The sequence below is a fragment of the Colwellia sp. BRX10-4 genome, assembly GCF_014077465.1.
Taxonomy (GTDB): Bacteria; Pseudomonadota; Gammaproteobacteria; order Enterobacterales; family Alteromonadaceae; genus Colwellia_A.
Genome location: NZ_JACGVZ010000002.1, coordinates 295,388 through 319,223 on the forward strand (window position 1 = coordinate 295,388; position 23,836 = coordinate 319,223).

At 37.6% G+C, this 23,836-nt stretch carries 24 protein-coding genes; 16 read left to right on the forward strand and 8 right to left on the reverse strand.

Translation table 11 applies throughout. From position 1 onward, the window contains the following. The first annotated feature begins 31 nt into the window (after positions 1 to 31). Positions 32 to 1,015, forward strand: a complete 984-nt coding sequence (locus H4J67_RS03695) for an MDR family oxidoreductase (protein WP_182174591.1) — start codon at positions 32 to 34, stop codon at positions 1,013 to 1,015. 171 nt (positions 1,016 to 1,186) lie between these two features. On the opposite strand, the gene H4J67_RS03700 is transcribed toward H4J67_RS03695, so the two are convergent. Then, positions 1,187 to 1,702, reverse strand: coding sequence for a fused DSP-PTPase phosphatase/NAD kinase-like protein (locus H4J67_RS03700; RefSeq protein WP_182202893.1), 516 nt, complete (start codon positions 1,700 to 1,702; stop codon positions 1,187 to 1,189). 144 nt (positions 1,703 to 1,846) lie between these two features. On the opposite strand from H4J67_RS03700, the gene H4J67_RS03705 reads away from it, so the two are divergent. After that, complete coding sequence (locus H4J67_RS03705; RefSeq protein WP_182202894.1) at positions 1,847 to 2,053, forward strand: hypothetical protein; 207 nt, start codon at positions 1,847 to 1,849, stop codon at positions 2,051 to 2,053. Positions 2,054 to 2,198: 145 nt separating this feature from the next. On the opposite strand, the gene H4J67_RS03710 is transcribed toward H4J67_RS03705, so the two are convergent. Together H4J67_RS03710 and H4J67_RS03715 are read right to left on the reverse strand one after the other, a co-directional pair. Next, positions 2,199 to 2,498 carry a DUF3301 domain-containing protein gene (locus tag H4J67_RS03710; RefSeq protein ID WP_070374063.1) on the reverse strand — a complete coding sequence of 100 codons (300 nt, stop codon included), beginning with the start codon at positions 2,496 to 2,498 and terminating at the stop codon, positions 2,199 to 2,201. A 15-nt stretch (positions 2,499 to 2,513) separates the two neighbouring features. After that, positions 2,514 to 3,563, reverse strand: coding sequence for a DUF3549 family protein (locus H4J67_RS03715; RefSeq protein ID WP_182202896.1), 1,050 nt, complete (start codon positions 3,561 to 3,563; stop codon positions 2,514 to 2,516). A gap of 110 nt (positions 3,564 to 3,673) precedes the next feature. Between H4J67_RS03715 and truC the strand changes: the two genes are divergently transcribed. Beyond that, on the forward strand, positions 3,674 to 4,432 hold the full coding sequence (gene truC, locus H4J67_RS03720; RefSeq protein ID WP_220463284.1) for a tRNA pseudouridine(65) synthase TruC: 759 nt from the start codon (positions 3,674 to 3,676) through the stop codon (positions 4,430 to 4,432). Between the two features lie 13 nt (positions 4,433 to 4,445). On the opposite strand, the gene H4J67_RS03725 is transcribed toward truC, so the two are convergent. The 5 genes from H4J67_RS03725 to H4J67_RS03745 form a co-directional block, all read right to left on the reverse strand. Further along, positions 4,446 to 4,775 (reverse strand): hypothetical protein, encoded by a 330-nt coding sequence (locus tag H4J67_RS03725; RefSeq protein ID WP_182174597.1) that lies wholly within the window; start codon positions 4,773 to 4,775, stop codon positions 4,446 to 4,448. Positions 4,776 to 5,043: 268 nt separating this feature from the next. Next, positions 5,044 to 5,874 carry a 2,3,4,5-tetrahydropyridine-2,6-dicarboxylate N-succinyltransferase gene (gene dapD, locus H4J67_RS03730; RefSeq protein WP_070374060.1) on the reverse strand — a complete coding sequence of 277 codons (831 nt, stop codon included), beginning with the start codon at positions 5,872 to 5,874 and terminating at the stop codon, positions 5,044 to 5,046. 37 nt (positions 5,875 to 5,911) lie between these two features. Further along, positions 5,912 to 8,533 (reverse strand): [protein-PII] uridylyltransferase, encoded by a 2,622-nt coding sequence (gene glnD, locus H4J67_RS03735; RefSeq protein ID WP_182202897.1) that lies wholly within the window; start codon positions 8,531 to 8,533, stop codon positions 5,912 to 5,914. Between the two features lie 116 nt (positions 8,534 to 8,649). Then, entirely contained in the window at positions 8,650 to 9,438 is a 789-nt protein-coding gene (gene map, locus H4J67_RS03740) for a type I methionyl aminopeptidase (RefSeq protein WP_182202899.1), read from the reverse strand. 76 nt (positions 9,439 to 9,514) lie between these two features. Beyond that, positions 9,515 to 10,129 (reverse strand): hypothetical protein, encoded by a 615-nt coding sequence (locus H4J67_RS03745; RefSeq protein ID WP_083277881.1) that lies wholly within the window; start codon positions 10,127 to 10,129, stop codon positions 9,515 to 9,517. 455 nt (positions 10,130 to 10,584) lie between these two features. Here H4J67_RS03745 and rpsB point away from each other — a divergent pair, with 455 nt between their 5' ends. The 13 genes from rpsB to lpxA all read left to right on the forward strand — a co-directional run bounded on the left by rpsB (position 10,585) and on the right by lpxA (position 23,807). Then, complete coding sequence (rpsB, locus tag H4J67_RS03750) at positions 10,585 to 11,313, forward strand: 30S ribosomal protein S2 (RefSeq protein ID WP_070374057.1); 729 nt, start codon at positions 10,585 to 10,587, stop codon at positions 11,311 to 11,313. Between the two features lie 122 nt (positions 11,314 to 11,435). Next, positions 11,436 to 12,308, forward strand: coding sequence for a translation elongation factor Ts (tsf, locus tag H4J67_RS03755; RefSeq protein ID WP_070374056.1), 873 nt, complete (start codon positions 11,436 to 11,438; stop codon positions 12,306 to 12,308). 144 nt (positions 12,309 to 12,452) lie between these two features. Beyond that, positions 12,453 to 13,193, forward strand: a complete 741-nt coding sequence (pyrH, locus tag H4J67_RS03760) for a UMP kinase (RefSeq protein WP_070374055.1) — start codon at positions 12,453 to 12,455, stop codon at positions 13,191 to 13,193. A gap of 24 nt (positions 13,194 to 13,217) precedes the next feature. After that, positions 13,218 to 13,775 (forward strand): ribosome recycling factor, encoded by a 558-nt coding sequence (gene frr / locus H4J67_RS03765; RefSeq protein ID WP_070374054.1) that lies wholly within the window; start codon positions 13,218 to 13,220, stop codon positions 13,773 to 13,775. Between the two features lie 99 nt (positions 13,776 to 13,874). Continuing rightward, positions 13,875 to 14,618, forward strand: coding sequence for a polyprenyl diphosphate synthase (gene uppS, locus H4J67_RS03770; RefSeq protein ID WP_182174610.1), 744 nt, complete (start codon positions 13,875 to 13,877; stop codon positions 14,616 to 14,618). 69 nt (positions 14,619 to 14,687) lie between these two features. Next, positions 14,688 to 15,557, forward strand: a complete 870-nt coding sequence (locus H4J67_RS03775; protein ID WP_182202900.1) for a phosphatidate cytidylyltransferase — start codon at positions 14,688 to 14,690, stop codon at positions 15,555 to 15,557. Between the two features lie 13 nt (positions 15,558 to 15,570). Next, positions 15,571 to 16,818, forward strand: a complete 1,248-nt coding sequence (ispC, locus tag H4J67_RS03780; RefSeq protein ID WP_182174616.1) for a 1-deoxy-D-xylulose-5-phosphate reductoisomerase — start codon at positions 15,571 to 15,573, stop codon at positions 16,816 to 16,818. Then, positions 16,819 to 18,174, forward strand: coding sequence for a sigma E protease regulator RseP (gene rseP, locus H4J67_RS03785; RefSeq protein WP_182174619.1), 1,356 nt, complete (start codon positions 16,819 to 16,821; stop codon positions 18,172 to 18,174). 27 nt (positions 18,175 to 18,201) lie between these two features. Then, on the forward strand, positions 18,202 to 20,676 hold the full coding sequence (bamA, locus tag H4J67_RS03790) for an outer membrane protein assembly factor BamA (protein WP_182174622.1): 2,475 nt from the start codon (positions 18,202 to 18,204) through the stop codon (positions 20,674 to 20,676). Between the two features lie 146 nt (positions 20,677 to 20,822). Then, entirely contained in the window at positions 20,823 to 21,341 is a 519-nt protein-coding gene (locus tag H4J67_RS03795; protein ID WP_259368473.1) for an OmpH family outer membrane protein, read from the forward strand. A 173-nt stretch (positions 21,342 to 21,514) separates the two neighbouring features. Next, complete coding sequence (lpxD, locus tag H4J67_RS03800) at positions 21,515 to 22,555, forward strand: UDP-3-O-(3-hydroxymyristoyl)glucosamine N-acyltransferase (protein ID WP_220463285.1); 1,041 nt, start codon at positions 21,515 to 21,517, stop codon at positions 22,553 to 22,555. 4 nt (positions 22,556 to 22,559) lie between these two features. Then, complete coding sequence (gene fabZ, locus H4J67_RS03805) at positions 22,560 to 23,012, forward strand: 3-hydroxyacyl-ACP dehydratase FabZ (protein ID WP_070374046.1); 453 nt, start codon at positions 22,560 to 22,562, stop codon at positions 23,010 to 23,012. Next, positions 23,013 to 23,807, forward strand: coding sequence for an acyl-ACP--UDP-N-acetylglucosamine O-acyltransferase (gene lpxA, locus H4J67_RS03810; RefSeq protein ID WP_182174628.1), 795 nt, complete (start codon positions 23,013 to 23,015; stop codon positions 23,805 to 23,807). The last annotated feature ends 29 nt before the right edge of the window (positions 23,808 to 23,836 follow it).

Below are 23,836 nucleotides of genomic sequence, written 5' to 3' on the forward strand. Positions count from 1 at the left end.
ATAGACGATCGGTCTAAATAAGGAATAGCAGATGTTTAAAGGCATTTTAATTGAAAAAGACGACCAAGGTTACCGCGCGGCAGTTAAAGATATTGACGACAACTTACTACCAGAAGGTGATGTTACCGTTAAAGTTTCCCATAGCACGCTTAATTACAAAGATGCTTTGGCCATCACGGGTAAAGGTCCGGTCGTTAGACAATTCCCTATGGTTCCCGGTATCGATTTAGTCGGAACGGTTGAACACAGTGAGAGTGATAAGTTTGAGGTTGGCGATAGTGTACTGCTCAATGGTTTTGGTGTCGGTGAAGTGCACTGTGGCGGTTTAGCTGAAAAAGCGCGATTAAAAAGTGAATGGTTGATCCCATTGCCAAAAGCATTTTCACCACGCCAAGCCATGGCTATTGGTACGGCAGGTTATACCGCGATGCTTTGTGTAATAGCACTTGAAAAAAATGGCGTCACTCCAGATAAAGGAGAAATTTTAGTAACCGGGGCAAACGGTGGCGTTGGCAGTTTTTCAATCGCAATCCTAGCGAAATTAGGCTATACAGTTGTTGCTTCAACAGGCCGCGTTGATCAAGTTAAATATCTAGAAAAACTAGGCGCGTCAGCCGTTATCGACCGTGAAACGTTATCGCAACCTGGTCGCCCAATGACCAAAGAACGTTGGGCCGGCGCAATTGACTCTGTAGGTAGTCATACGTTAGCGAATGTTTGTGCGAGTATGAAATATGGTGGCACTGTTGCAGCCTGTGGTTTAGCGCAAGGCATGGATTTTCCTGCCTCTGTTGCTCCTTTTATCTTACGTGGCATAACCTTAGCGGGTATTGATAGTGTAATGCGCCCACTCGCAGACAGGATTGAAGCATGGCAACGACTTGCTGATATTTTAGACCCTAATGTTTTTGAAGATATTTCTACCGACATCACCTTGGTAGAAGCTGTCGATGTGGCCAGTGATTTAATGGCAGGCAAAGTGCGTGGTCGAGTGGTTGTTAATATTAGTGGGTAAAGCTATAGGTAAAATGAGTACAAATTGATATTTTGTAAGTTTCTACTCATAACTACCGGTAGTTATTAAAAATTTTTATAATAGAACATCTTAGTTAGCTGTAACTGACAAAGAGTAGAGGCTCAGTATTTCTTGAGCCTTTACGACATAAAGACAGCTAGATTGTTAACATTATTGCGTCTTTAGCACTTTTTTAACGGTAGCTTCTAAACTAGTTAACCCCGCTTTTTTTCCTGTAACAATCGCCTCATCAATACTTTTATTGTGATTGAAGTGCGCATCTAATGCGAACATAGCACCAACACGGTTACCGCTGGCACAATGAACAAAAGCTTGTTCTTTATTTGTAATGGCAGCAGTAAATAATGTGAGATTTTCTTTATTGATATCACTGGCACCACTAATAGGTATGGCAATATAATTCATGCCTAAGGCTTCTACTTTAGCTTGTTCGTCAAAATCGTCAAATTCACCAGTACCCCGTAAATTTATTACTGTTTTAATACCGCTTTTTGACAGCATAATGATGTCACTCTCGCTGGGTTGCCCACCAATAATAAATTGCTGGCTATATTGTGTAGCATTTTTGGCTGAGAGCTTATCACTAACGTCATTAGCTTGGCTAAAACCAGATAAAGTGAACATTAAAATTAAAAAGGTAATAACTACGCTTGCTTGTATATTCATTAGTGTACTTCCAATGGGTGAACTAACTTTATATGATTTTTGTTTTGAACATATTTTATGAAAAGATATTAAAAACGCTAGTCATGGCAGTTTTTTAATATATATTAATTATATAAAACTTGATATTAAAGGTAGCAAACTAAAATGATTTTTGGTGCAAAAAACAAAGAAGAAATCTTTCGTTTGAAAATTGAGAACAACCCATTAAAAAATCGTATTGAATCACTAGAAAAAAAATTATTATTAGCTGAAAATGATAATTCTCAGTTAGCGGAAGATATGTCTACTAACGATAGTCGTGCTCGCACACATGAAGATCTGAATAAGCTTTGGATGCAGTCTTTAGTTTAATTAACCAAGTTTGTCAAGAGTTCATTATTACGTGGTTGCATAGATGAATGGATGCAGGGTAACGCAGGAGCAGTTACCGAGCGGCCAATAACGGTCTGTATTTTTTATTTAGCTTTTAGTCGCTAGGTCACTCGTTGGTAGATACTTATATTTTGTACATGGGAACATGGGTGTTTTCTAATTTGTAACCCTTTAATGTTGCTTGACCTTGATAACTTGACTCACCGTCACCACTGAACTCAAAATCAAAAATACTGATCCAATGGGGTCCTAAAGCTTTACTAAAGGTTAAGCGACTTGACCGCCGCGAAAGCGAAATAAACTGCAAACCATCTTTTTCACAATATGCTGTTATGTGGCGTAAAGCGAATTCTGAAACTTTTCTAAGGTAAATGAAGTACCACAAAAATAAACAGACAATCAGTAATAAATAAATATTTTCCATTCTAGCTCTCTATCATTAGCGTTGAAATAACATACCAATAGCTTTACTTAACTCATCGCTACGGTTTGGCGCTCTCATACATTGAAATATTAATGGCCGTAAAGTAGGAATAGCCACTAAATCTTTAAAAATAGCTTGGAAGACGGCAATATCATGCTGAGTAACTAATAACTCCAAAAAAGACATGATTTGCGATTCACTGGTGAAAACTTGCCAGCATCTCCCTGCAATCACTATCGCTATTTCTTCAGACATACCTTGTGCAGGCGACGCTTGCTTAATTAGGGTATTAATAAATACTACCACATGAGGGTGTTCACAACTTGATGATAAACTTCGTAATAAAAAACTCAGCTCAGCGCTACTGTCTTCATCTGTTGCACTCTCACGCTGCTTAAATTCTGCAATGAGTCTATCAATAATATCTACTGATAACTTAACATTTTCTAATGCTGAACATAATGGCTTAAGAACCGGCGAAGGTAATTCAGGGAGAGCGTTAACTATTATTTTTTGTATTTCTTTAGCAGATAAACGTACGACAAAATCATTTAAGCCTTGCACGCCTACGCTGTGGTAATCCTGCCAAGATTTTTCGCCCGATAAATAACTTAATGCGCCAGAAAAATACTGGCTACTATTATTTTTTGTTTCCAGCGAAATTAAACTGTTCATATAGGCTAGTTTGTATTGTGGCGGAGTAAAATGATAAGGATTACTTTTAAGTAAGGCTTCTTGTTGCTCATTTGGCACCGTACTAAGTTCAGCGCCTAATGCTTCAATAATAATAGCAATAAAATGATCCCTTGCGGCTAAGTTAAGTAAACCACGCTCATCAAGAGGTATCTTTACAAACCATAAATATGGCGAAGTGTTTTGCTTTTGCCAAAAAGCCAACGCTATAAAGGCATGGCCTTGAGAAGGAAATGGATAAGGGATCTGGTTTGCTTCAATTTTAGTAAAACTATCTTTTGATAATTTATCTATTTTTCGGCCAATATCAAATACCCGATATTGAGAGCCAGAAAGCTTTAATAATTCAGAAATAGAAGAAATAGTATTCATAGCTTAAATAATAAATAAAATAATAATCGAATAATGTTGGCATTATAGAGATAATAATAGATCAATACTATTTGCTTTTTGCATAGCAGATAAGAAACCTAGAGATAATCATGCCTTTTGATGAAAAACCCATCTTAACGATATTATATCAAGATGATTACATTGTTGCTGTTGACAAACCAGCAGGACTTTTTGTTCATAGAAGTTATATGGATAAAGATGAAATATATTTTGCCTTACAATTGGTGCGTGACCAAGTGGGTAAATATGTTTATCCCCTTCACCGATTAGATCGCCCGACATCAGGTGTTTTATTATTTGGTTTAAACGAAGAAGTAGCACGATTAATGGGGCAAGTGTTTATTGATAAAAAAATTCAAAAAACATACTTTGCTTTGACGCGGGGTCATTTACTGGGGGCAGGGGAAATAGATTATCCCCTTAAAGAGAAGCTCGATAAATTAGGTGATAAAAATGTTAGCCTTGATAAAGCACCGCAAGATGCTGTTACTCACTACGAGTCTTTATTAACTGCAAGTTTACCTATTAAGGTCGGTAAATTTGATAGTGTGCGTTATTCATTAATTAAATTATTGCCTACCACGGGAAGAAGACATCAAATTCGCCGTCATTTAGCGCATTTACGCCATCCTATTTTAGGTGATATTAATTATGGGGATAATAAACAAAATCCATTTTTTATTGAACATTTTGGCTTTAAACGGCTGATGTTAATCGCTAAAAAAGTGGCATTTATTCACCCTATTACGAACGTACAGCTGACAATTGAAGCTGAATTTGATCAGCAATGGCTAGAGGTTTTTGATGAACTATCTTGGGAGACTAAAATAATAAAGACCTTAACGTAATCATTACATTAGCTTATTCAGCGGTAATAATACGAATAGAATTTATATCTCTAGCAATTAAAGCAGCATAAACATGTGTGGTTCGTTGGTTATTATCGTCGCTAATTTTTGGCCCTTTAATATTGACAGTATTAACAAAAATATCATTACTATAACGTTCGCGTTGCTGAGCAAATGCTAACATCATTTGCTGATCTTCCGTTACTGGACGATGAAGCAATGACATCATCAAATGATGGTCAGAGAGCAATGGTTTTTTTTCTATTGTTACTTGTGGGGTCGAGCGACAAGCCGTCAGTAATAAAGTGCTAAGAACAACAAGCAAAGTTAAAATATTTTTCATGATCAGTCAATAATAAAACAAGTGATACCTCTAGATGGCAAATGGTATGCCAAGTGTTTTATTGATTGTTAAATCAGTTGAGCTAAATGAAGTGAGGATAATTAATTAACTGTTATTTATAAAGAATTTTTAATTTTTTTATTTAATGAAAGCAGATGTTTTTGTAAAGATCATTAACTTTGACAGCCAAGCTATAGCAAAGACTGTTCAGCTGTCAAAAAAATAGCGGTGATAAATTCACCGCTATTTTTACAAAGAATTTATCGCTTTATTCTTCTGATACCGAACGAAGTAAAGCATTAATACCAACTTTTGCGCGTGTTTTAGCATCCACTTTTTTCACAATTATCGCTGCGTATAAACTGTAGGTACCACACTTAGAAGGTAAGTTGCCTGGTACGACTACCGAGCCCGCTGGCACACGTCCGTAATGTATTTCACCTGTTTCACGGTCAAAAATGCGAGTACTTTGACCAATGTAAACGCCCATAGAGATTACAGCGCCTTCTTCAACAACCACACCTTCAACAATTTCTGATCGTGCACCAATAAAGCAATTATCTTCAATAATAGTTGGTCCCGCTTGTAAAGGCTCTAATACGCCACCGATACCAACACCACCAGATAAGTGTACATTCTTACCAATTTGAGCACATGAACCGACAGTTGCCCATGCATCAACCATACAGCCTTCATCAACATAAGCGCCGATATTAACAAAGCTTGGCATAACCACTACATTCTTACCAATGAAACTACCCGTGCGCACAGATGCGCCAGGAACGACACGAACACCGTCAGCCTCAAAGTCTGCTTGTGTGTAATCAGTATATTTCATCGGAACTTTATCAAAAAAGGTACTTTCGGCGCCGTCGATGACTGCGTTGTCCCAAATTCTAAAAGAGAGTAAAACTGCTTTTTTTAGCCACTGATGAACAACCCATTCACCAGCTACTTTTTCTGCAACACGTGCTGAACCATCATTTAAGGCGGCTAATGCGTTTAATACCGCCTGCTTTACTTCAATTGAAACAGTTTTTGGCGTGATGTTCATTCGATCTTCAAAAGCTTGTTCTATGGTGCTTTGTAAGTTTGACATGGTAATTCCTATTCTTTTAAATTTATGGTCTAAAGTGTTAAATGCTATGTTGTTTTTCACATAGCATCGCTGAAAGTTGTTGCTGTTGTTCTTGTGTTAACGCTAAATTATCACTGTTTGAAACTGTAAAAACATCATCTATCTTTTCACCAAAAGTCGTAATTTTTGCTGAGTGAATATTTAGTTTGTTTTCTTGAAAAATTTTCGCAAATTTAGCTAATAGGCCAGGTTGATCAAGCGCAATTATTTCTAATACCGTAGTTTTATCGGTTGCTGTTTCAATAAAGCTCACTTTAGTGGGAACTTTAAAGTTATCAATATAGGTAGGAGCAGGTTTGTTTTTTACTTTTGGCAGTGGCTTCATTAATGATTTAGTGAGTTTGTTGGCTATATCTAATGCCCGACTGCTGTCCGTTATCGCTCTATTTTTTTGATCTAATACCACAAAGGTATTTAAGGTATAACCTTTCTTACTGCTAATAATTTTAGCATCATGAATCGATAAACGCTGCGCGTCGAGTAAGGTCACCATTTTTGCGAAAATATTTGCAGAGGCTTTGGTATAAATAAATATTTCAGTACCGCCTCGATAAGGTTTAGGACTGATCAACACTAAAGGTTTTACGATACTATGTTTTATTATATGACGGCTATGCCAAGCAATTTGTACCGGTGAATAACGTAAAAAGTATTCGGCTTTAAGCTTTTTCCAAAAGGTTCTAATTTGATTAGCATCGCACTCGTAATCTTTGAGCAGTTCAAGTGCTTTTTCTTGGTTCTCTCGTGTTTTTGCACGTAAATCAACTTGTTTTTCGAGTCCGCGTCGAAAGGCTCTTTTGGTATTAAAATAAAGCTCTTGTAGTAAATTTGCTTTCCAGCTATTCCATAAGCTTTCATTGGTTGCGCGCATATCAGCAACAGTTAAACAATAGAGATAATCTAAGTGAGCTTCATCCCTGACAATAGCAGCAAAAGTTCTGATCACTTCTTCATCAGCAATATCTCGACGTTGTGCGGTTACCGACATGACTAAATGGTTTTTGACCAACCAGGCAATCATGCGACCATCGTGATCACTTATCGGGTGAACCTTGCTAAATTCTAACGCATCAACGGCACCTAATTTTGCATGGTCGCCACCACGACCTTTCGCAATATCGTGAAAAATGCCAGCAATATATAAGACTTCTGGCTTACGAATACGCTGCATTATCTTGCTACAAAGCGGATAATCATTGTCGTGTTGAGGTTGGCTAAAACGATAAATATTTTTAATTAATCGGTAGCTATGTTCATCAACAGAGTATGCATGAAATAAATCAAACTGCATCTGTCCTACAATACTTCGCCATTGCGGTAAATAAGCAGCAATAATTGAATGGCGATGCATTAAGCTAAAGGTTAAGCCTAAGCCGTTAGGATGCTTCATTATTTCGATGAAGATTCGTCGACATTCGGCGTAATCCATTAACCCTGAAATTAAACGTCTGCGGGCATTTCTTAATAATCTGAGTGTCTGAGGGTGTAAATCGGTAATATTTTCATTTTGAGCAACCAGTAAAAACAGTTCCATAATTTTTACTGAACTCATAAAAACTCTGTCGTTTACTGCATTTATTTGGCCATCAATAATAATGAAATCTTTAGTCAGGGGGATCTTTTCAACTGGATGATTCTTTTTGATAATGGCATATTCAAAATGCTGTAACAGCATCTTATTAAGTTCAGCAACACGGCCAATAATACGAAAAAATCGCTTCATCATGCGTTCAATAGCAAATTTACCTTCATCACCAAAGCCCATTAAACTGGCAACTTCGCCTTGGTAGTCAAAAAGTAAACGGTTTTCATTGCGACCCGCAATAATGTGCAAAGCGGCACGCATTCGCCATAGATAGTCTTGACACTCTAATAATTCAAAAAATTCGTTTTGTGTTAAATAATGATGAGCAACAAGTTCTTCCAGTGAGTCGGCAACAAAATGTCGTTTGGCAACCCAAGCGATGGTTTGAATATCTCGCAGGCCACCCGGATTAGCTTTTAAATTCGGCTCTAGCGTATAAGATGCACCATGGTATTGTTGGTGGCGTTCATATTGTTCTTCGCGTTTGGCCAAGAAGAATTTTTTTGAGGTCCAAAAGCCATCTTTTGCCAATAACGGATATAAATTTTGTGTGAGGGCTTCATTGCCACAAATTTGGCGCATTTCCATCAGGTTTGTCGCTATGGTAACGTCGCTTTTTGCTTGCTTTACACATTCTTTTACACTGCGGACACTGTGACCAATATCGAGCTTTACATCCCATAACTGGGTAATAAAAGCGGATATTTTTTCGGATAAGGCATCACTGATCTTTTCTTGAGTCAGTAATAATATATCGACATCAGAATAAGGATGTAACTCACCTCGACCATAGCCACCAACAGCGAGTAAGCTAATTTGATCTTCATCTAAATTGTGTTGGCACCAAAGTTTATGGAGAATTTTGTCGACAAACTCTGAACGCGTTGACACTAATATGGATACCTCTACATAAGGAAATTTATCTTTTTGCCATTGCTGAAAATCACGGCTAAGTTGACAAATATCTTGAGTAGAAATAAAAGGGGAGCTAACGGCTAATGGGGTACTATATTCTATCGGAAAAAGAGTTTGCATAGCTGAATATTTTACTCAATAAGTTAAGGCGATAGACATCATGCTTTATTTAGCCATTAAAAAGCAAATAACGACTATCGCTAACTTATACTTTGTTAACAAAACCAGTAATAAAACTAGTTATGCAGATGTCTTGGAATCGTATCATCGCTATGCAATGTTAAAATTTCACAGCCTGTGAGAGTAACAACAAGTGTATGTTCCCATTGTGCCGACTTTTTGCCGTCTAAGGTGTAAACGGTCCAATTATCTTCTTTATCTAGTAGTGTATTAGCACGACCAAGGTTAACCATAGGTTCGATAGTAAAACACATACCTTCAAGCATTTTTTCTTTGTCGGTATTTTTATAATGAACGATCTGTGGTTCTTCATGAAAAACGCTGCCAATACCATGGCCACAATATTCTTTTACAATAGAGTAACGACCTGATTTTTTTAAAAACTTTTGAATAGCAGTGCCAATCTCACCAAAGGTGTTGCCAGGTTTTACTTTTTTCAATCCCACATACAAAGCTTCTCTGGTGATACGACATAAACGATTGTCTTCAAGACTTACTTCGCCAATAAGAAACATTTTACTGGTATCACCGTGATAGCCATCTTTAATAACAGTAATGTCCATATTAACAATGTCACCATCAACTAGTGGTACATCGTTAGGAATACCATGACACACCACGTGATTAACTGAGGTACAAATTGATTTAGGAAAGCCATGATAATTTAATGGCGCTGAAATGGCATCTTGCACTTTGTCAGTATAGTCAGCGCATAGGGTATTTAACTCATTGGTTGTCACACCCGCTTTTACATAAGGTGTGATCATCTCTAATACGTCGGCGGCAAGTTTTCCTGCGATACGCATTTTTTCTATTTCTTGCTGAGTTTTAATTGTAATACCCATTTATTCCTCTATTGTCTGTTTAGTGTAAAGGCTACGGTTGTTATTTTGCCTAAAAGTGTCGTTATTGTCTATTGGTCTAGTTTTTTGCAAGTTCAAGCTCAACAGCTTCTATTATTGCACTCGGGTTTTGCAAATATAAGTTATGGTTTAGTAAGGTTAGATTTTCATTATGAGCAATTAATAGGGCGGGGATCGCTTTTGTACCAATATACTCTTGAAAATCATAAATTTCTTGTAAAACAAATTCGGCTTCCTTGGCTATTTTACCTTCCTTAAATACTTTTGCAGGCGGTGATAGCTTAAGTTCATCAATGATAGGCTGAAAATCACTTTCGTGCGTAAACGCTGTACCTTGTTCAAAATGCTGTTTTTGGATAGCTTCAATAAGCTCTAAGGTTAAGTGAGGCACTTTTTGACTAACCCATCCGATTAAATTAGCACTTAATGTTGAGTCTTTCTCTACATTAAGAGTTTTGACATATTCGTGACTAAATTCAATGTTAGCGTCATCTTCAACGGCATCAATAGTTTTTCGGCTGACTTTCTCATCTCCTTCATAGTGAGCACTGTGCCATAAATTTAAAGTGATATTTGGATAAGCATCAGCGATTTCTTTAACTAAAGAAGTTGTTGCAAAGCTCCAAGGGCAGTGTGTGTCATAAATAAAAAAGAGTTCAGTAGACATGGTCATATATCGCCGTAGTGTTAAGTCAAAATTTAATAAAAATATAGAACCACTAATTTTAGCGCGTACAGTAAAATTATCCCAGTAATATTATTACTATATTAATTAAGGAATATTGACCTTTAATTGTTAATTTCTAGCCTTTGGTAAATTAATATGGTATAAAGTGCGCCGTTAAATTTGTCGATTTAATAGCATAGATATTTAGATTTTATCTAAGTATTACTCAGTGTTTTCGGTTATCCGATTACTAACTTGTTGTTATCGATAGTGTTTAGCTTTTAAACTTGTATTATTAAAAATAATAATACTTATTATAAATTCACATACATTTATTAAGAATATGTCGGGGTGCTCAGTTTGAATTTGTCTTAATTATAAGCAAATAATCGAACAATAAAGAGTCAGGTATATTTGAATGTATGAACGCTTAACCCCCTAAACCAAATAAAGGAAAAATCATGCCAAACGTTTCTATGCGCGATATGCTTAAAGCAGGTGTTCATTTCGGTCACAAAACCCGTTACTGGAACCCAAAAATGAAAACTTACATTTTTGGTTCACGCGATAAAGTTCATATCATCAACCTTGAACAAACTGTTCCTATGTTCAATGAGGCCCTTGCTTTCTTATCAGGTGTTTCTGCGAAAAAAGGTAAAGTTTTATTTGTTGGTACTAAGCGCGCTGCAAGCGATGCAATTAAAGATGCTGCTATTAAATGTGATCAGTTTTACGTTAATCACCGTTGGTTAGGTGGTATGTTGACTAACTGGAAAACAGTTCGTCAATCAATTAAGCGTTTAAAAGATCTTGAAGCACAAAGCTCTGACGGTACTTTTGAAGCTCTTACTAAAAAAGAAGCTTTAATGCGTACACGTGAAATGGAAAAACTTGACAAAAGTCTTGGTGGAATCAAAAACATGGGTGGTTTACCTGACGTTTTATTCATCATTGATGCTGATCACGAACACATTTCTATCAAAGAAGCTAAAAACTTAGGTATTCCAGTAATATCTGTAGTTGATACAAACTCAAACCCAGATAACATTGATTTCATTATCCCGGGTAACGACGATGCAATTCGCGCTGTGACTTTATACACTGATTCTGCTGCTAACGCAGTTTTAGCTGGTCGTGAAAAGAACATTGTTGTTCAAGCTGAAAAAGACGGTTTTGTAGAAGCTGAATAATTTCAGTTTTTCATAATCTTTTTTGCTATTGCCACAAGCGTGTTTGCGCTTGTGGCAACATATTAATATTTATGCCCGGCTTTAAATAGTTTAGGGGATAACAAAATTTGAGGAATTCTCTCATGGTAATTACTGCTGCAATGGTAAAAGAACTTCGTGAACGCACAGCTGCGGGCATGATGGATTGTAAAAAAGCTTTACAAGAAGCTGAAGGCGACATGGAACTTGCGATTGAAAATATGCGTAAGAACGGTCAAGCAAAAGCGGCTAAAAAAGCCGGTAACATCGCTGCTGAGGGTGCTATTTTAATTAAAAGCGCTGATGGCGTTGCTGCACTTCTTGAAGTTAACTGTCAGACTGATTTTGTTGCAAAAGATTCTAACTTCTTAGGTTTTGCTAACGAAGTTGCAGACGCTGCTTTAGCATCAAAAGCGACAATCGAAGAGTTACAAGCTCAATTTGAAGAAAAGCGTATTACGCTTGTGACTAAAATTGGTGAAAACATCAATATCCGTCGCGTTTCATACGTTGAAGGTGCTGCATTAGCTTCATACAGCCATGGCGCTAGTATTGGTGTTGTTGTTGCTGGTGAAGGCGATGCTGAATCATTAAAGCACATTGCTATGCACGTTGCTGCAAGTAAGCCTGAATTTTTAACACCTGAAGATGTTGCTGATAGTGTTGTAGAAAATGAACAGCGTATTCAACTAGATATCTTAAAAGCTGAAAACGATGCTCTTGATGATAAAAAGAAAAAACCTGTTGAATTACTTGAAAAGATCATCATAGGTCGTATGAAGAAATTTACCGGTGAAATTTCTTTGACAGGTCAAGCATTCATCATGGAACCTAAGAAAACTGTTGGTGTTGTTCTTAAAGAGAAAGGCATTACGGTTTCTAACTTTGTTCGTTTAGAAGTTGGTGAAGGCATTGCTAAGAAAGAAGAAGATTTTGCTGCTGAAGTTGAAGCACAAATTGCTGCATCAAAAGCTTAATTTTTAAGCATTTAATTCAGTAAAACAGTTCTTTTTTCAGTTTAGACTTTCGATAGTCAGCTAAACGTATTAAAATAGCCGCGGTCAAATTGATCACGGCTATTTTTTTCGCCTATTTATAGACAAAATACAGGAATGTTTTTTATGAGCATCAGTCCAAAACCAATATATCGTCGAATTTTATTAAAACTTAGTGGTGAAGCCTTAATGGGTGAAGAGGGTTTCGGTATCGACCCTAAAGTTTTGGATCGTATGGCTCAAGAAATTAAAGAACTGATTGAAATGGGCATTCAAGTGGGTTTAGTTATTGGCGGCGGTAATTTGTTCCGTGGCGCTGGTCTTGCAGAAGCAGGAATGAACCGCGTTGTTGGTGACCAAATGGGTATGTTAGCAACCGTAATGAACGGCCTCGCGATGCGTGATGCCTTACATCGTGCTTTTGTTAATGCTAAATTAATGTCTGCTATTGACTTGGCAGGTGTTTGTGACCGTTATAACTGGGCTGAAGGCATCAGTTTATTAAAATCTGGCCGTGTTGTTATTTTCAGTGCCGGTACCGGTAATCCTTTCTTTACCACAGATTCAGCAGCCTGTTTACGCGGCATTGAGATTGAAGCTGATGTGGTTTTAAAAGCGACTAAGGTAGATGGCATCTACTCAGATGACCCTGTTAAAAACCCTGATGCTACCTTATATAGCCAATTAAGTTATAACGAAGTATTAGAAAAAGAACTCAAAGTAATGGATTTAGCCGCATTTACGCTCGCGCGTGATCACAATATGACTATTCGTGTTTTTAATATGAATAAGCCAGGTGCACTAAAAGCAGTGGTAATGGGCGGTAATGAAGGTACAACTATCGACCATTCAGAAAATTTAGTTTAATTTTTGATTTAAAGGAAATTCAACGTGATAAATGAAATAAAACAAGATGCTCAAGACCGTATGAGTAAAAGTATCGAATCATTAAAAAGCAATTTAAACAAAGTAAGAACGGGGCGAGCACATCGTTCTTTACTTGATAACATTGTTGTTGATTATTACGGTATGGAAACACCATTAAGTCAAGTGGGCAACATTGCTACGCCTGATGCCCGTACTTTAGCGATTACTGTCTTTGATAAAGGCATGATCGGTGCAGTTGAAAAAGCAATTTTGAAATCTGATTTGGGCTTGAACCCATCATCTCAAGGAACACTTATTCGTATTCCTTTACCACCTTTAACAGAAGAACGTCGTAAAGATCTTGTTAAAGTGGTTAAAAATGAAGCTGAAAATGGCAAGGTAGCTATTCGTAATATCCGCCGCGATGCTAATTCAGATGTAAAATCATTAAATAAAGAAAAAGAAATCAATGATGATGAAATGCATCAGTCTGAAGATGATATTCAAAAATTAACCGATACGTATGTAAAACAGGTTGATGATATCTTATCTATTAAAGAAAAAGAGTTAATGGAAATATAACTTCTTTAACCGATAATATAAACCGTAGTTATTAAATGATCACTACGGTTTTTTTTACAGAAAATTTGAATCTAGCTTGATTAGCATGACGGAACGATTATGACTGAAGCAATAACAGATACTTTAATAAAAGTACCGCAACACGTTGCCATTATAATGGATGGTAATGGACGTTGGGCGCAACAACGTGGAAAAACACGAGTTGCAGGTCATAAATCAGGTGTTGAATCGGTTCGGACATCAGTGAGTACTGCAATAAAATACGGGGTGAAAGCATTAACACTTTTTGCCTTTAGTAGTGAAAATTGGCAGCGTCCAGAACAAGAAGTTAGCGTATTGATGGATTTATTCATGTTTGTGCTAACACGAGAAGTGAAGAAGCTTCATAAAAATGATGTGCGCTTCCAAGTGATTGGCGATGTTTCACGTTTTTCAGAAACGTTACAGAAAAAAATAAAAGTTTCAGAAGATTTAACCGCAAACAATAAAGGTATGGTATTGTCTATTGCAGCTAACTATGGCGGACGTTGGGACATCGCTAATGCCGCTAAAGTTTTAGCTGAAAAAGTATCCAATAACACCATGTCTGTTGATGATATAACCGAAGAAACACTCCATCAATATACTTGCTTAGCTAACCTACCTGAACTTGATTTACTTATTCGTACCGGTGGTGATTTTCGCATAAGTAATTTTTTATTATGGCAAGCAGCTTACGCAGAATTTTATTTTACAGAAACATTATGGCCTGATTTTGATGAACAAGCGCTCATTAACGCAATGGGATGCTTTGACCAAAGAGAACGACGTTTTGGTCAAACAGGTGAACAAATAAAAAATTAAGACTATAAATTAAAAACAATAAAAACAATAATAACAATAAAATTAAATAGCATTTATAAGGGTTTCCATTTGTTAAAACAACGTATTATTACCGCTGTTATCTTAGCGCCTTTAACTATTTTCGCCATTTTCTATTTACCTTTAGATCAATTTGCGGCTTTATTTATGGCTGTTATGGCTATTGGTGCATGGGAGTGGGGGCCTTTAATGGGCTTTGCCAATAAGCGCCGTCGTCTTGCTTTTGTCTGTGCGACGATTATTCTAATATCAGCGCTTTGGTACGCACTACCATTGTTACAACTCTGGTCTATTGATGGACCGCTTCATTCAGGTGTGTCGCTGGTATTATGGATTGCTGTCGCTTGGTGGATTCTATCAGCAACGCTGACCTTTCTTTATCCTCGCTACAGTAAGTTTTGGTCAAGCCATCGCTCGATTCGTGGTGTATTTGGCTGGTTAACGCTTATTCCTACTTGGCTCGCTTTTATGGTGCTGCGTAGTAATGATTACAACCAAGATCCGTATAATGGCGCTCAGCTGATTATGTTTTTATTCTTAATGGTGTGGAGCGCTGATGTTGGTGCTTATTTTGTCGGTAAATCTATCGGTAAACATAAACTTCTTCCTAACGTTAGTCCAGGCAAAACTCTCGAAGGTTTTATTGGTGGTGTTGTTTGTGCCTGTATCTTTATTAGTATTGCCGGTTACTCGCTTGGATGGCAGCAACATCAATTTACCTTAGCGTTAATTGTTACCGCTATTATCACGACAGTGTCAGTGCTAGGTGATTTAAATGAAAGTATGTTTAAACGCCAAGCAGGTATAAAAGACAGTGGCGCAATTTTACCTGGTCATGGTGGTATCTTGGACAGAATTGATAGTTTAACCGCTACTGCGCCAGTTTATGCATTATGTTATGCCTTATTAGGCTGGCAGTAGGTTGATATAAACGATGCGTAAACTTTGTATTTTAGGTTCAACAGGATCGATAGGTGTTAGCACTTTAGAGGTTGTTAGGCTTCATCCCACGTTATTTTCTGTTGAGTCTTTATCAGCGAATACTCGGGTTGATGAAATGTTGGCGCAGTGTCAGGAATTTAAGCCGAGCACTGTTGTTATGGTGGCCGAGCATGCCGCACAAGCTTTAAAAGTAAAACTCGACCAAAATGGTTTACAAAATATTCAAGTACTCAGTGGTGGACAAGGCTTAATTGATATTGCTCAAGCTGATACCTCAGATACGGTCATGGCTGCTATTGTTGGAGCGTCAGGTCTTTTGTCTACTATGGCTGCAGTTAAGTCGGGTAAAAGAGTACTGTTAGCCAATAAAGAAGCTTTAGTGACTTCAGGCGCTTTGTTTATAGATGCGGTTGAAAAGTATGGTGCAGAATTACTGCCGATAGACAGTGAACACAATGCTATTTTTCAGTGCTTACCCGCTAATGTGCAAGCTAAGCCCGGTCGATGCGACTTAGCAAGTAATGGTGTCAGTAAAATATTACTGACCGGCTCAGGTGGTCCGTTTAGAACTTTTTCAGTCGAACAATTAGCAGAAGTAACCCCAGCACAAGCTTGTGCCCATCCTAATTGGGAAATGGGCCGTAAAATTTCTGTAGACTCTGCGACTATGATGAATAAAGGCCTAGAATTTATTGAAGCAAAATGGTTGTTTAATATCGACCCTGACGATATCCACGTTGTCTTACATCCGCAAAGTACCATTCATTCAATGGTGCAATATAAAGACGGTAGCGTGATAGCTCAAATGGGTAATCCTGATATGCGCACCCCCATTGCTCATGCCTTGGCTTATCCACAGAGAATTGATTCAGGTGTCGCTCCCTTAGATTTTTTCAATACACCATCATTTGAATTTGAAGATGTCGATTATCAAAAGTATCCTAATTTAAAATTAGCCATAGCTGCTTGTAAAAGTGGCCAAGGTGCATGTACAGCTTTAAACGCCGCTAATGAAATTGCTGTTGATGCTTTTTTGAACGAAAAAATAAAATTTACTGATATTGCAAAAATAAATGAAACTTCTGTGAATAAATTTGTCTCAGAAAGGGTGGCATCAATTGATGATGTTGTTGCGCTTGATGCAAGTGCTAGAGAATTTTCACGTAATTTAATTGCCAGTGGCTGCTTTGTAGTCGATGATGTGGCTATTAATGCAGTTAACGAAAAAGGTAATCTATAGTTGTTTGATTTTTTTTGGAATTTAGCCTCTTTTGTTGTCGCTTTAGGTATTTTGATTACGGTGCATGAATACGGCCATTATTGGGTTGCTCGCAGAAACGGCGTACAAGTAGAACGTTTTTCAATTGGCTTTGGCAAAGTATTATGGCGAAAAGTTAATAAAGAAGGTACAGAGTTTGTTATCGCCTTAATACCATTGGGTGGTTACGTTAAAATGCTTGATGGCCGCGTTGATGAGGTCAAGCCCGAAGATATCGATAAAACCTTTAATAATAAAACGGTTTATCAGCGTATAGCCATTATTGCTGCTGGGCCTCTAGCAAACTTTGCTTTTGCTATTTTTGCTTTTTATCTGATGTTTCTAATTGGTGTGCCGAGTGTAAAGCCGATTGTTGGTGAAATAATGCCAGAATCTATAGCGCAGCGGGCGAATCTTACCAGTAACAGTGAAATCATTGAAGTTGCCGGTCAAAAGACCCTAGATTGGCAAGATGTCAATCTAGCGTTAGTCTCGCAAATAGGTGAGAGCGCTTTTACTATAAAAACAAAAGAACAAGGTAGTGTTTCGCCGAAAACTTATTATTTGGATGCAGCTAACTGGTCTTTTTCACCGGATAAAGAATCGGCCATTAGTAGTTTAGGTATTGCTCCATATAGAGCGGCTGTTTATGCTGAGCTAGCTTATATTGAAGAAGGTAGTGTTGCAGATAAGGCCGGCCTAAAAGTTGATGACAAGTTAATTAGCATCAATAACGAAAGTATTAATGGCAGTTGGGCGATGTTTTCAAAAAATATTAGTCAACTTCCGGAACAAAACGTTATTTTAATCGTCGAAAGACTAGGTGAAAACCAAGAGATAGTGGTGACACCTGCTTTAATTGAACGTGCGGGTAAGAAAATAGGTTATTTGGGGGTGGTTCCAAAATCTGACTCTTACCCAAAAGAATATTTATTTGAGTTACGTTACGGCGTTGTTGATGCTTTAGGACAAAGCTTACAGCGTAGTTGGAACTTAGTAGTATTGAGTTTTGACATGATAGGCAAGCTCTTGACGGGTGATATTTCTGTTAAGAACTTAAGTGGGCCTATTTCTATCGCACAAGGAGCAGGAAGTAGTGCACAATATGGTTTGGTATATTTTTTAGGTTTTCTGGCTTTAATTAGCATTAACTTAGGTATTATAAATTTATTACCTTTACCAGTGCTTGATGGCGGGCATTTATTTTATTACCTTGTGGAAATTGTCACAGGTAAACCCGTATCAGAAAAAATACAAGAAATAGGTTTTAAGTTTGGTACACTAGCCCTCTTAGGCTTAATGAGTATCGCATTATTTAACGATTTTTCGCGGTTATAACAAAAGAAGTAATAAAAGTTAGCATTTATGATAATTAAAAAAATTGCCCTTGCGGTATTATTAGGTGCCTTAGGTACAACAGCACAAGCCTCTGAAGAATTTCAAGTAGAAGATATTGAAGTAAAAGGGTTACAGCGTGTCGCACTCGGTGCTGCTTTGACTCATATCCCTTTTAATACGGGAGATACGCTCAATGAATTCCGTATTTCTCAGTCGATAAAATCTCTCTACAAGTCAGGACATTTCAATGACGTTGTCGTTTATCGTGAAGGTAATAGAGTCATCTATCGTGTTCATGAGCGTTCAACGATCAGTGAAATCACCTTCGATGGTAATAAAGACTTAAAAGAAGAGCAACTAACTGAGAGTCTTGACGGCAGTGATATTCGAGTCGGTGAAACACTCGACATGACTATAATTTCTGGTATTGAGGTTGGCTTGGAAGATTTTTACCACAGTATTGGTAAATATAATGCCGATGTAAAAGCTGAAATTATTCACTTGCCTCGTAACCGCGTTGACATAAATTTTGTTTTCACCGAGGGTGATGCTGCAGCAATAGAGCAGATTAACGTCGTTGGTAACGAAATTTTTTCTGATGTTGAGCTTCTTGAACGCATAGAACTTACCTTTGATTCTCCTTGGTGGGATTTTATGGCGCAAGACCGCTATCAAAAACAAACCTTACAAGGTGATATAGAAACGATTAAAAGTTACTATTTAGACCGTGGTTATCTGCAATACAAAGTAGACTCTACTCAGGTGTCAATGACCCCTGATAAAAAAGCGGTTTATATTGCTTTGAATATCACTGAAGGTGAACAGTTTAAAGTCAGTGAAATCGATTTTATTGGTGATATGGTTGGGTTTGAACGCACGATCCGAGCTATTAACCCATTACGTCCAGGTAAACTTTATAACGGCGCAGAGGTAACTTATACCGAAGAAACTATCAGCCGTTATCTTGGCCGTTATGGTTATGCTTACCCTAAAGTAACCGTTATTCCTGAAATTAATGAAGAAGAAAAAACGGTTAAACTGACTATTTCTATTGACCCTGGCAAACGTGTTTACGTTAACCGCATTAACTTCGCAGGTAATAATGTTACTGCCGATAAAGTACTACGCCGTGAAATGCGTCAAATGGAAGGTGCTTGGTTATCGAATAATGCTGCCGAAAGTTCAAAAGCATGGCTACAACGTTTACCTTACTTGGAAGATGTTGAATACGAAACTAAACAATTACCAGGTGATGATGACTTAGTTAATATTGACTTTATGGTTAAAGAGCAACCTTCTGGGTCTTTTACTGCCGGCATTGGTTATGGTTCTACGACTAATTTAAGTTTAAGTGCGGGTATACAGCAAAACAACTTTTTAGGAACGGGTAACCGCTTGGCATTTAATGTTAATACCATGAGTTATCAGAAAAGTGCGAGTATTTCTTATACCGACCCATACTTTACTGTCGATGCTGTTTCTTTAGGTGGACAAATATATTACAACGAGTTTAATGCGGGTAATGCTAACTTAGTTGAATACAATAATAGAACTTATGGTGTCGGGCTGAACTTAGGCTTTCCTATTAATGAATATGTTCGTTTAAACTTTGGCGTAGGTTACAAAAGTAACGGTATTACACGTTTACAAACTTACGAACAAATTCAACAATTTTACGAGATATATTCTGATCCTAATAACCCAGATGGCGGTTTAGAATTTGAAAGTTTCGATTTGTCGGTGGCTATATCTCGCACGACATTGAACCGTGGTACCTTTCCAACAGACGGCTCAAGTCAAAGTTTGACTTATAAAATGACAACGCCAAATTCAGATGTTGATTATTTTAAAATTAATTTAGACACTAAATGGTACTTCCCATTAACACAAGACCAACGTTGGACAGTGCTCGCACGTTTAAACGCCGGTTACGGTAATGGTTATGGCACCATAGATGGTAATGACCAGATATTGCCTTTCTGGGAAAACTTTAGAGCGGGTGGTTCTGATACGTTACGTGGTTTTGAAAATAACATTGTTGGCCCACGTGCGGTATTTCGCTATCCAACACAAATCACCGGTACCCCTGATCCGGTCGAGGGCGGAAGTAGTTGTTGTTTAGGGCAAGATCACGATTTTATTAACGTCTCACAGCGTTCCGTTGGTGGTAATGCCATAGTTGTTGCGGGTATCGAACTTATTGTACCGACCCCCTTACTTGATGAAGGTTTTTCGAACAGTGTTCGCACCAGCTTTTTTGTCGATGTGGGTAATGTTTGGGATACGGAGTTCAAATTAGAAGACTACAACGATCTAGTGACTTCTGAATTTGAAAAAATTGATGATTATTCAGATGTTGGCCGTTATAGAAGCTCTGCCGGTTTATCAGTGCAATGGTTATCTCCTATGGGTCCAATGATCTTTAGTTTCGCGAAAGCACTAAAATCAGAAAAAGACGATGATAAAGAGTTCTTTAGTTTTAATATAGGTAAAACATTTTAATAAAGAGAACTTTCAGGCATAGTGCGTATAAATTTACTAAGGGGGTTTAATTCTTATAGTTAGCCCCCATAGCTATTACATGACAATTATAAAAATTAATGCAACTTATATCAAAGTTGTGAAGTAATAATATTTTGGAGATAAAATTGAAAAAATTCATTAAAACAGTTACTTGCTCTGCAGTAGCGTCAACGTTGTTATTAGCAAGCTCAGTAATGGCTGCTGATCAAAAAATCGCCGTGGTTAATTTCCAAGAAGTGATGAGTAAAATCCCACAAACAACGGCAGTAATGCAGGTTTTAGAAGCTGAGTTTAAAGATGATAAAGCTGTTTTAGCTCAGTTAGAAAAAGACATTAAGTATTACCAAGAAAAGAAACAGCGTGACGGTTCATTAATGAGCGCTAAAGATATCGAAGAACTTGATACTCAAATCGCAACATTATATCAAGATTACCAAGCTAAAGGTAAAGCGTTCCAACAAGCAACAGGCTTACGTAAGAACGAAGAAACAAACAAAATTATTGCCTTGGTTCGTCAAGCTATCGACAGCATTGCTGCAAAAGACAAATATGACCTTATTTTAGAACAGCAAGCCGTTATTTTTGCTAAGCCAGATGCAATGATCACTAATAAGGTTGTTGAACAGGTTAGTAAACTTAACTAAGTCTACCGCTAAGTAGAAGATAAAAGGTTAATTGAAACCTTACCGTTATAAAACTTGCAACTATTATTGATAATATTAGTTGCAAGTTTTTTTTCTAGCCTAATAAAATCATATTGGTTTTAGCGTCTTTTCCAGTTATGCTCATTGAGCATCCATAAAAATATTAAGTGTTTATGTCTTATACTCTCAAACAGCTAGCTGAAAAAATTGGTGCTGAGGTTCATGGTGATGAAACATATATTATTCATTCACTTGCCACACTATCAACCGCTGATGCACAACAAATTGCATTTTTAGCCAATAAAAAATACAGCCAACAGCTTGCTGATACTAAAGCTGGTGCGGTTATTATTTCTTCTCAACACCTTAATGACTGTAATACCCATGCGCTAGTGATGAATAATCCCTATTTAGGTTATGCACTTACCGCACAATTACTGGATACTACTCCAAAACCGGCTAACAGTATTCATCCCTCGGCTCAAATTTCAGCGGATGTTACTTTAGGTGAGAATGTCGCCATCGGCGCTAATACTGTGATAGAGCAGGGCGTAGTTATAAGTGATAATGTTACTATTGGCGCGGGCTGTTTTATTGGTGTTCAAGCAAAAATCGGCGCTAATACTAAATTATGGTCAAATGTTAGCATTTATCATCGTGTTGAAATTGGTCAAGATTGTTTAATTCAAGCGAATACGGTTATTGGCTCTGATGGCTTTGGTTATGCAAATGACCAAGGTAAATGGTTGAAAATACCTCAGCTGGGAAGCGTGATTATTGGTAATAAAGTCGAAATTGGTGCCAGTACGACTGTCGATCGTGGCGCGCTAGAAAATACAGTAATTAAAGATGGTGTTATTTTAGATAATCAAATTCAAATTGCTCACAATGTTGTCATTGGTGAAAATACTGCAATGGCAGCTTGTAGTGTGATTGCAGGCAGTACCGTTATTGGCAAGAATTGTGTGATAGCGGGCCTTGTTGGTATTAATGGTCATATTGAAGTTGGTGATGGTTGTGTTTTTACCGGCATGACCATGGTGACCAAAGATATTAATGAATCCGGTGTTTATTCTTCGGGCATGCCGTGCCAACCCAATAAAGAATGGAATAAAAATAATGCCAGAATTCGCAAATTAGAAAGTATACTTAAGCGCATTAAGAGTGCAGAGCATGACATCGAGCACTTAAACAATATTATTGAAAAGGAATAGTCCGTTGGAATTACCAAAAAACACCATTGAAATTGCAGAAATCAAAGCATTACTGCCACACCGTTACCCTATGCTTTTGGTCGATCGCGTTTTAGATTATCAGCCAATGAAAACATTGCATGCTATTAAGAATGTTAGCATTAATGAACCTGTGTTTAATGGTCATTTTCCTGATCTCCCTATTTTTCCTGGTGTGATGATCCTCGAAGCCTTAGCACAAGCAACCGGGCTTTTAGGCTTTAAAAGCACAGATGGCAGAGATAAAAATGAAATGTACTTATTTGCTTCAATTGATAAGGCAAAATTTAAAAAGTCTGTTGTGCCTGGTGATACTATGCATTTGCATGTCGAGTTCTTAAAAGAGCGTCGCGGTATGTGGAAATTTTATGGCGAAGCTAGGGTCGAAGGTAAAGTTGTTTGCTGCGCTGAACTTATGTGTGCAAGAAGAGTGGTGTAAATGGTGACTTCCAACAATCAGAGCTTAATTCACCCACAGGCGATTATCGAAGAAGGCGCTAGCATTGGCAAAAATGTTAGTATTGGTCCTTGGAGTTATATTTCTAAAGATGTCGTTATTGGCGACAACTGTGTGATTAATTCCCATGTTGTTATTAAAGGCCCAACAAAAATTGGCGAAGGCAACAAATTCTTTCAGTTTGCCAGTATTGGGGAAGATTGTCAGGATCTGAAGTATGCCGGCGAGTTAACCGAATTAATCATCGGCGACAATAATGTTTTTCGTGAATCTTGTACGGTCCATCGCGGCACGATTCAAGATAATAGCCTAACGCAAATAGGCAGTAATAATTTGTTTATGGCGTATACTCATGTTGCCCATGATTGTATAGTTGGCAGTCACTGTATTCTTGCAAATAATGCCTCTATTGCTGGTCATGTCCATGTAGGTGATTACGCTATTTTAGGCGGTATGACAGGCGTTCATCAGTTTTGTCATATTGGCGCACACAGCTTTGTTGCGGCAAATTCGCTGATTTTAAAAGATATACCGCCTTATTTGATGGTGTCTGGTCAACCGGCTTCTCCTTTTGGTTTAAACTCAGAAGGGTTAAAACGCCGAGGTTTTGACAAAGAGGTTATTTTAACGATTAAACGAGCCTATAAAGAAGTTTATCGTAAAGGTTTAAACGTTAACGAAGCTTTAGAAAAAGTTGCCGCATTAGCCGATGATATGCCAGAGTTAACCTTGTTTGCTGAGTTTATTAAAAACTCTAGCCGTGGCATTGCCCGCTAAACACGATTGTTAAAAGTATAGAGTAAAGG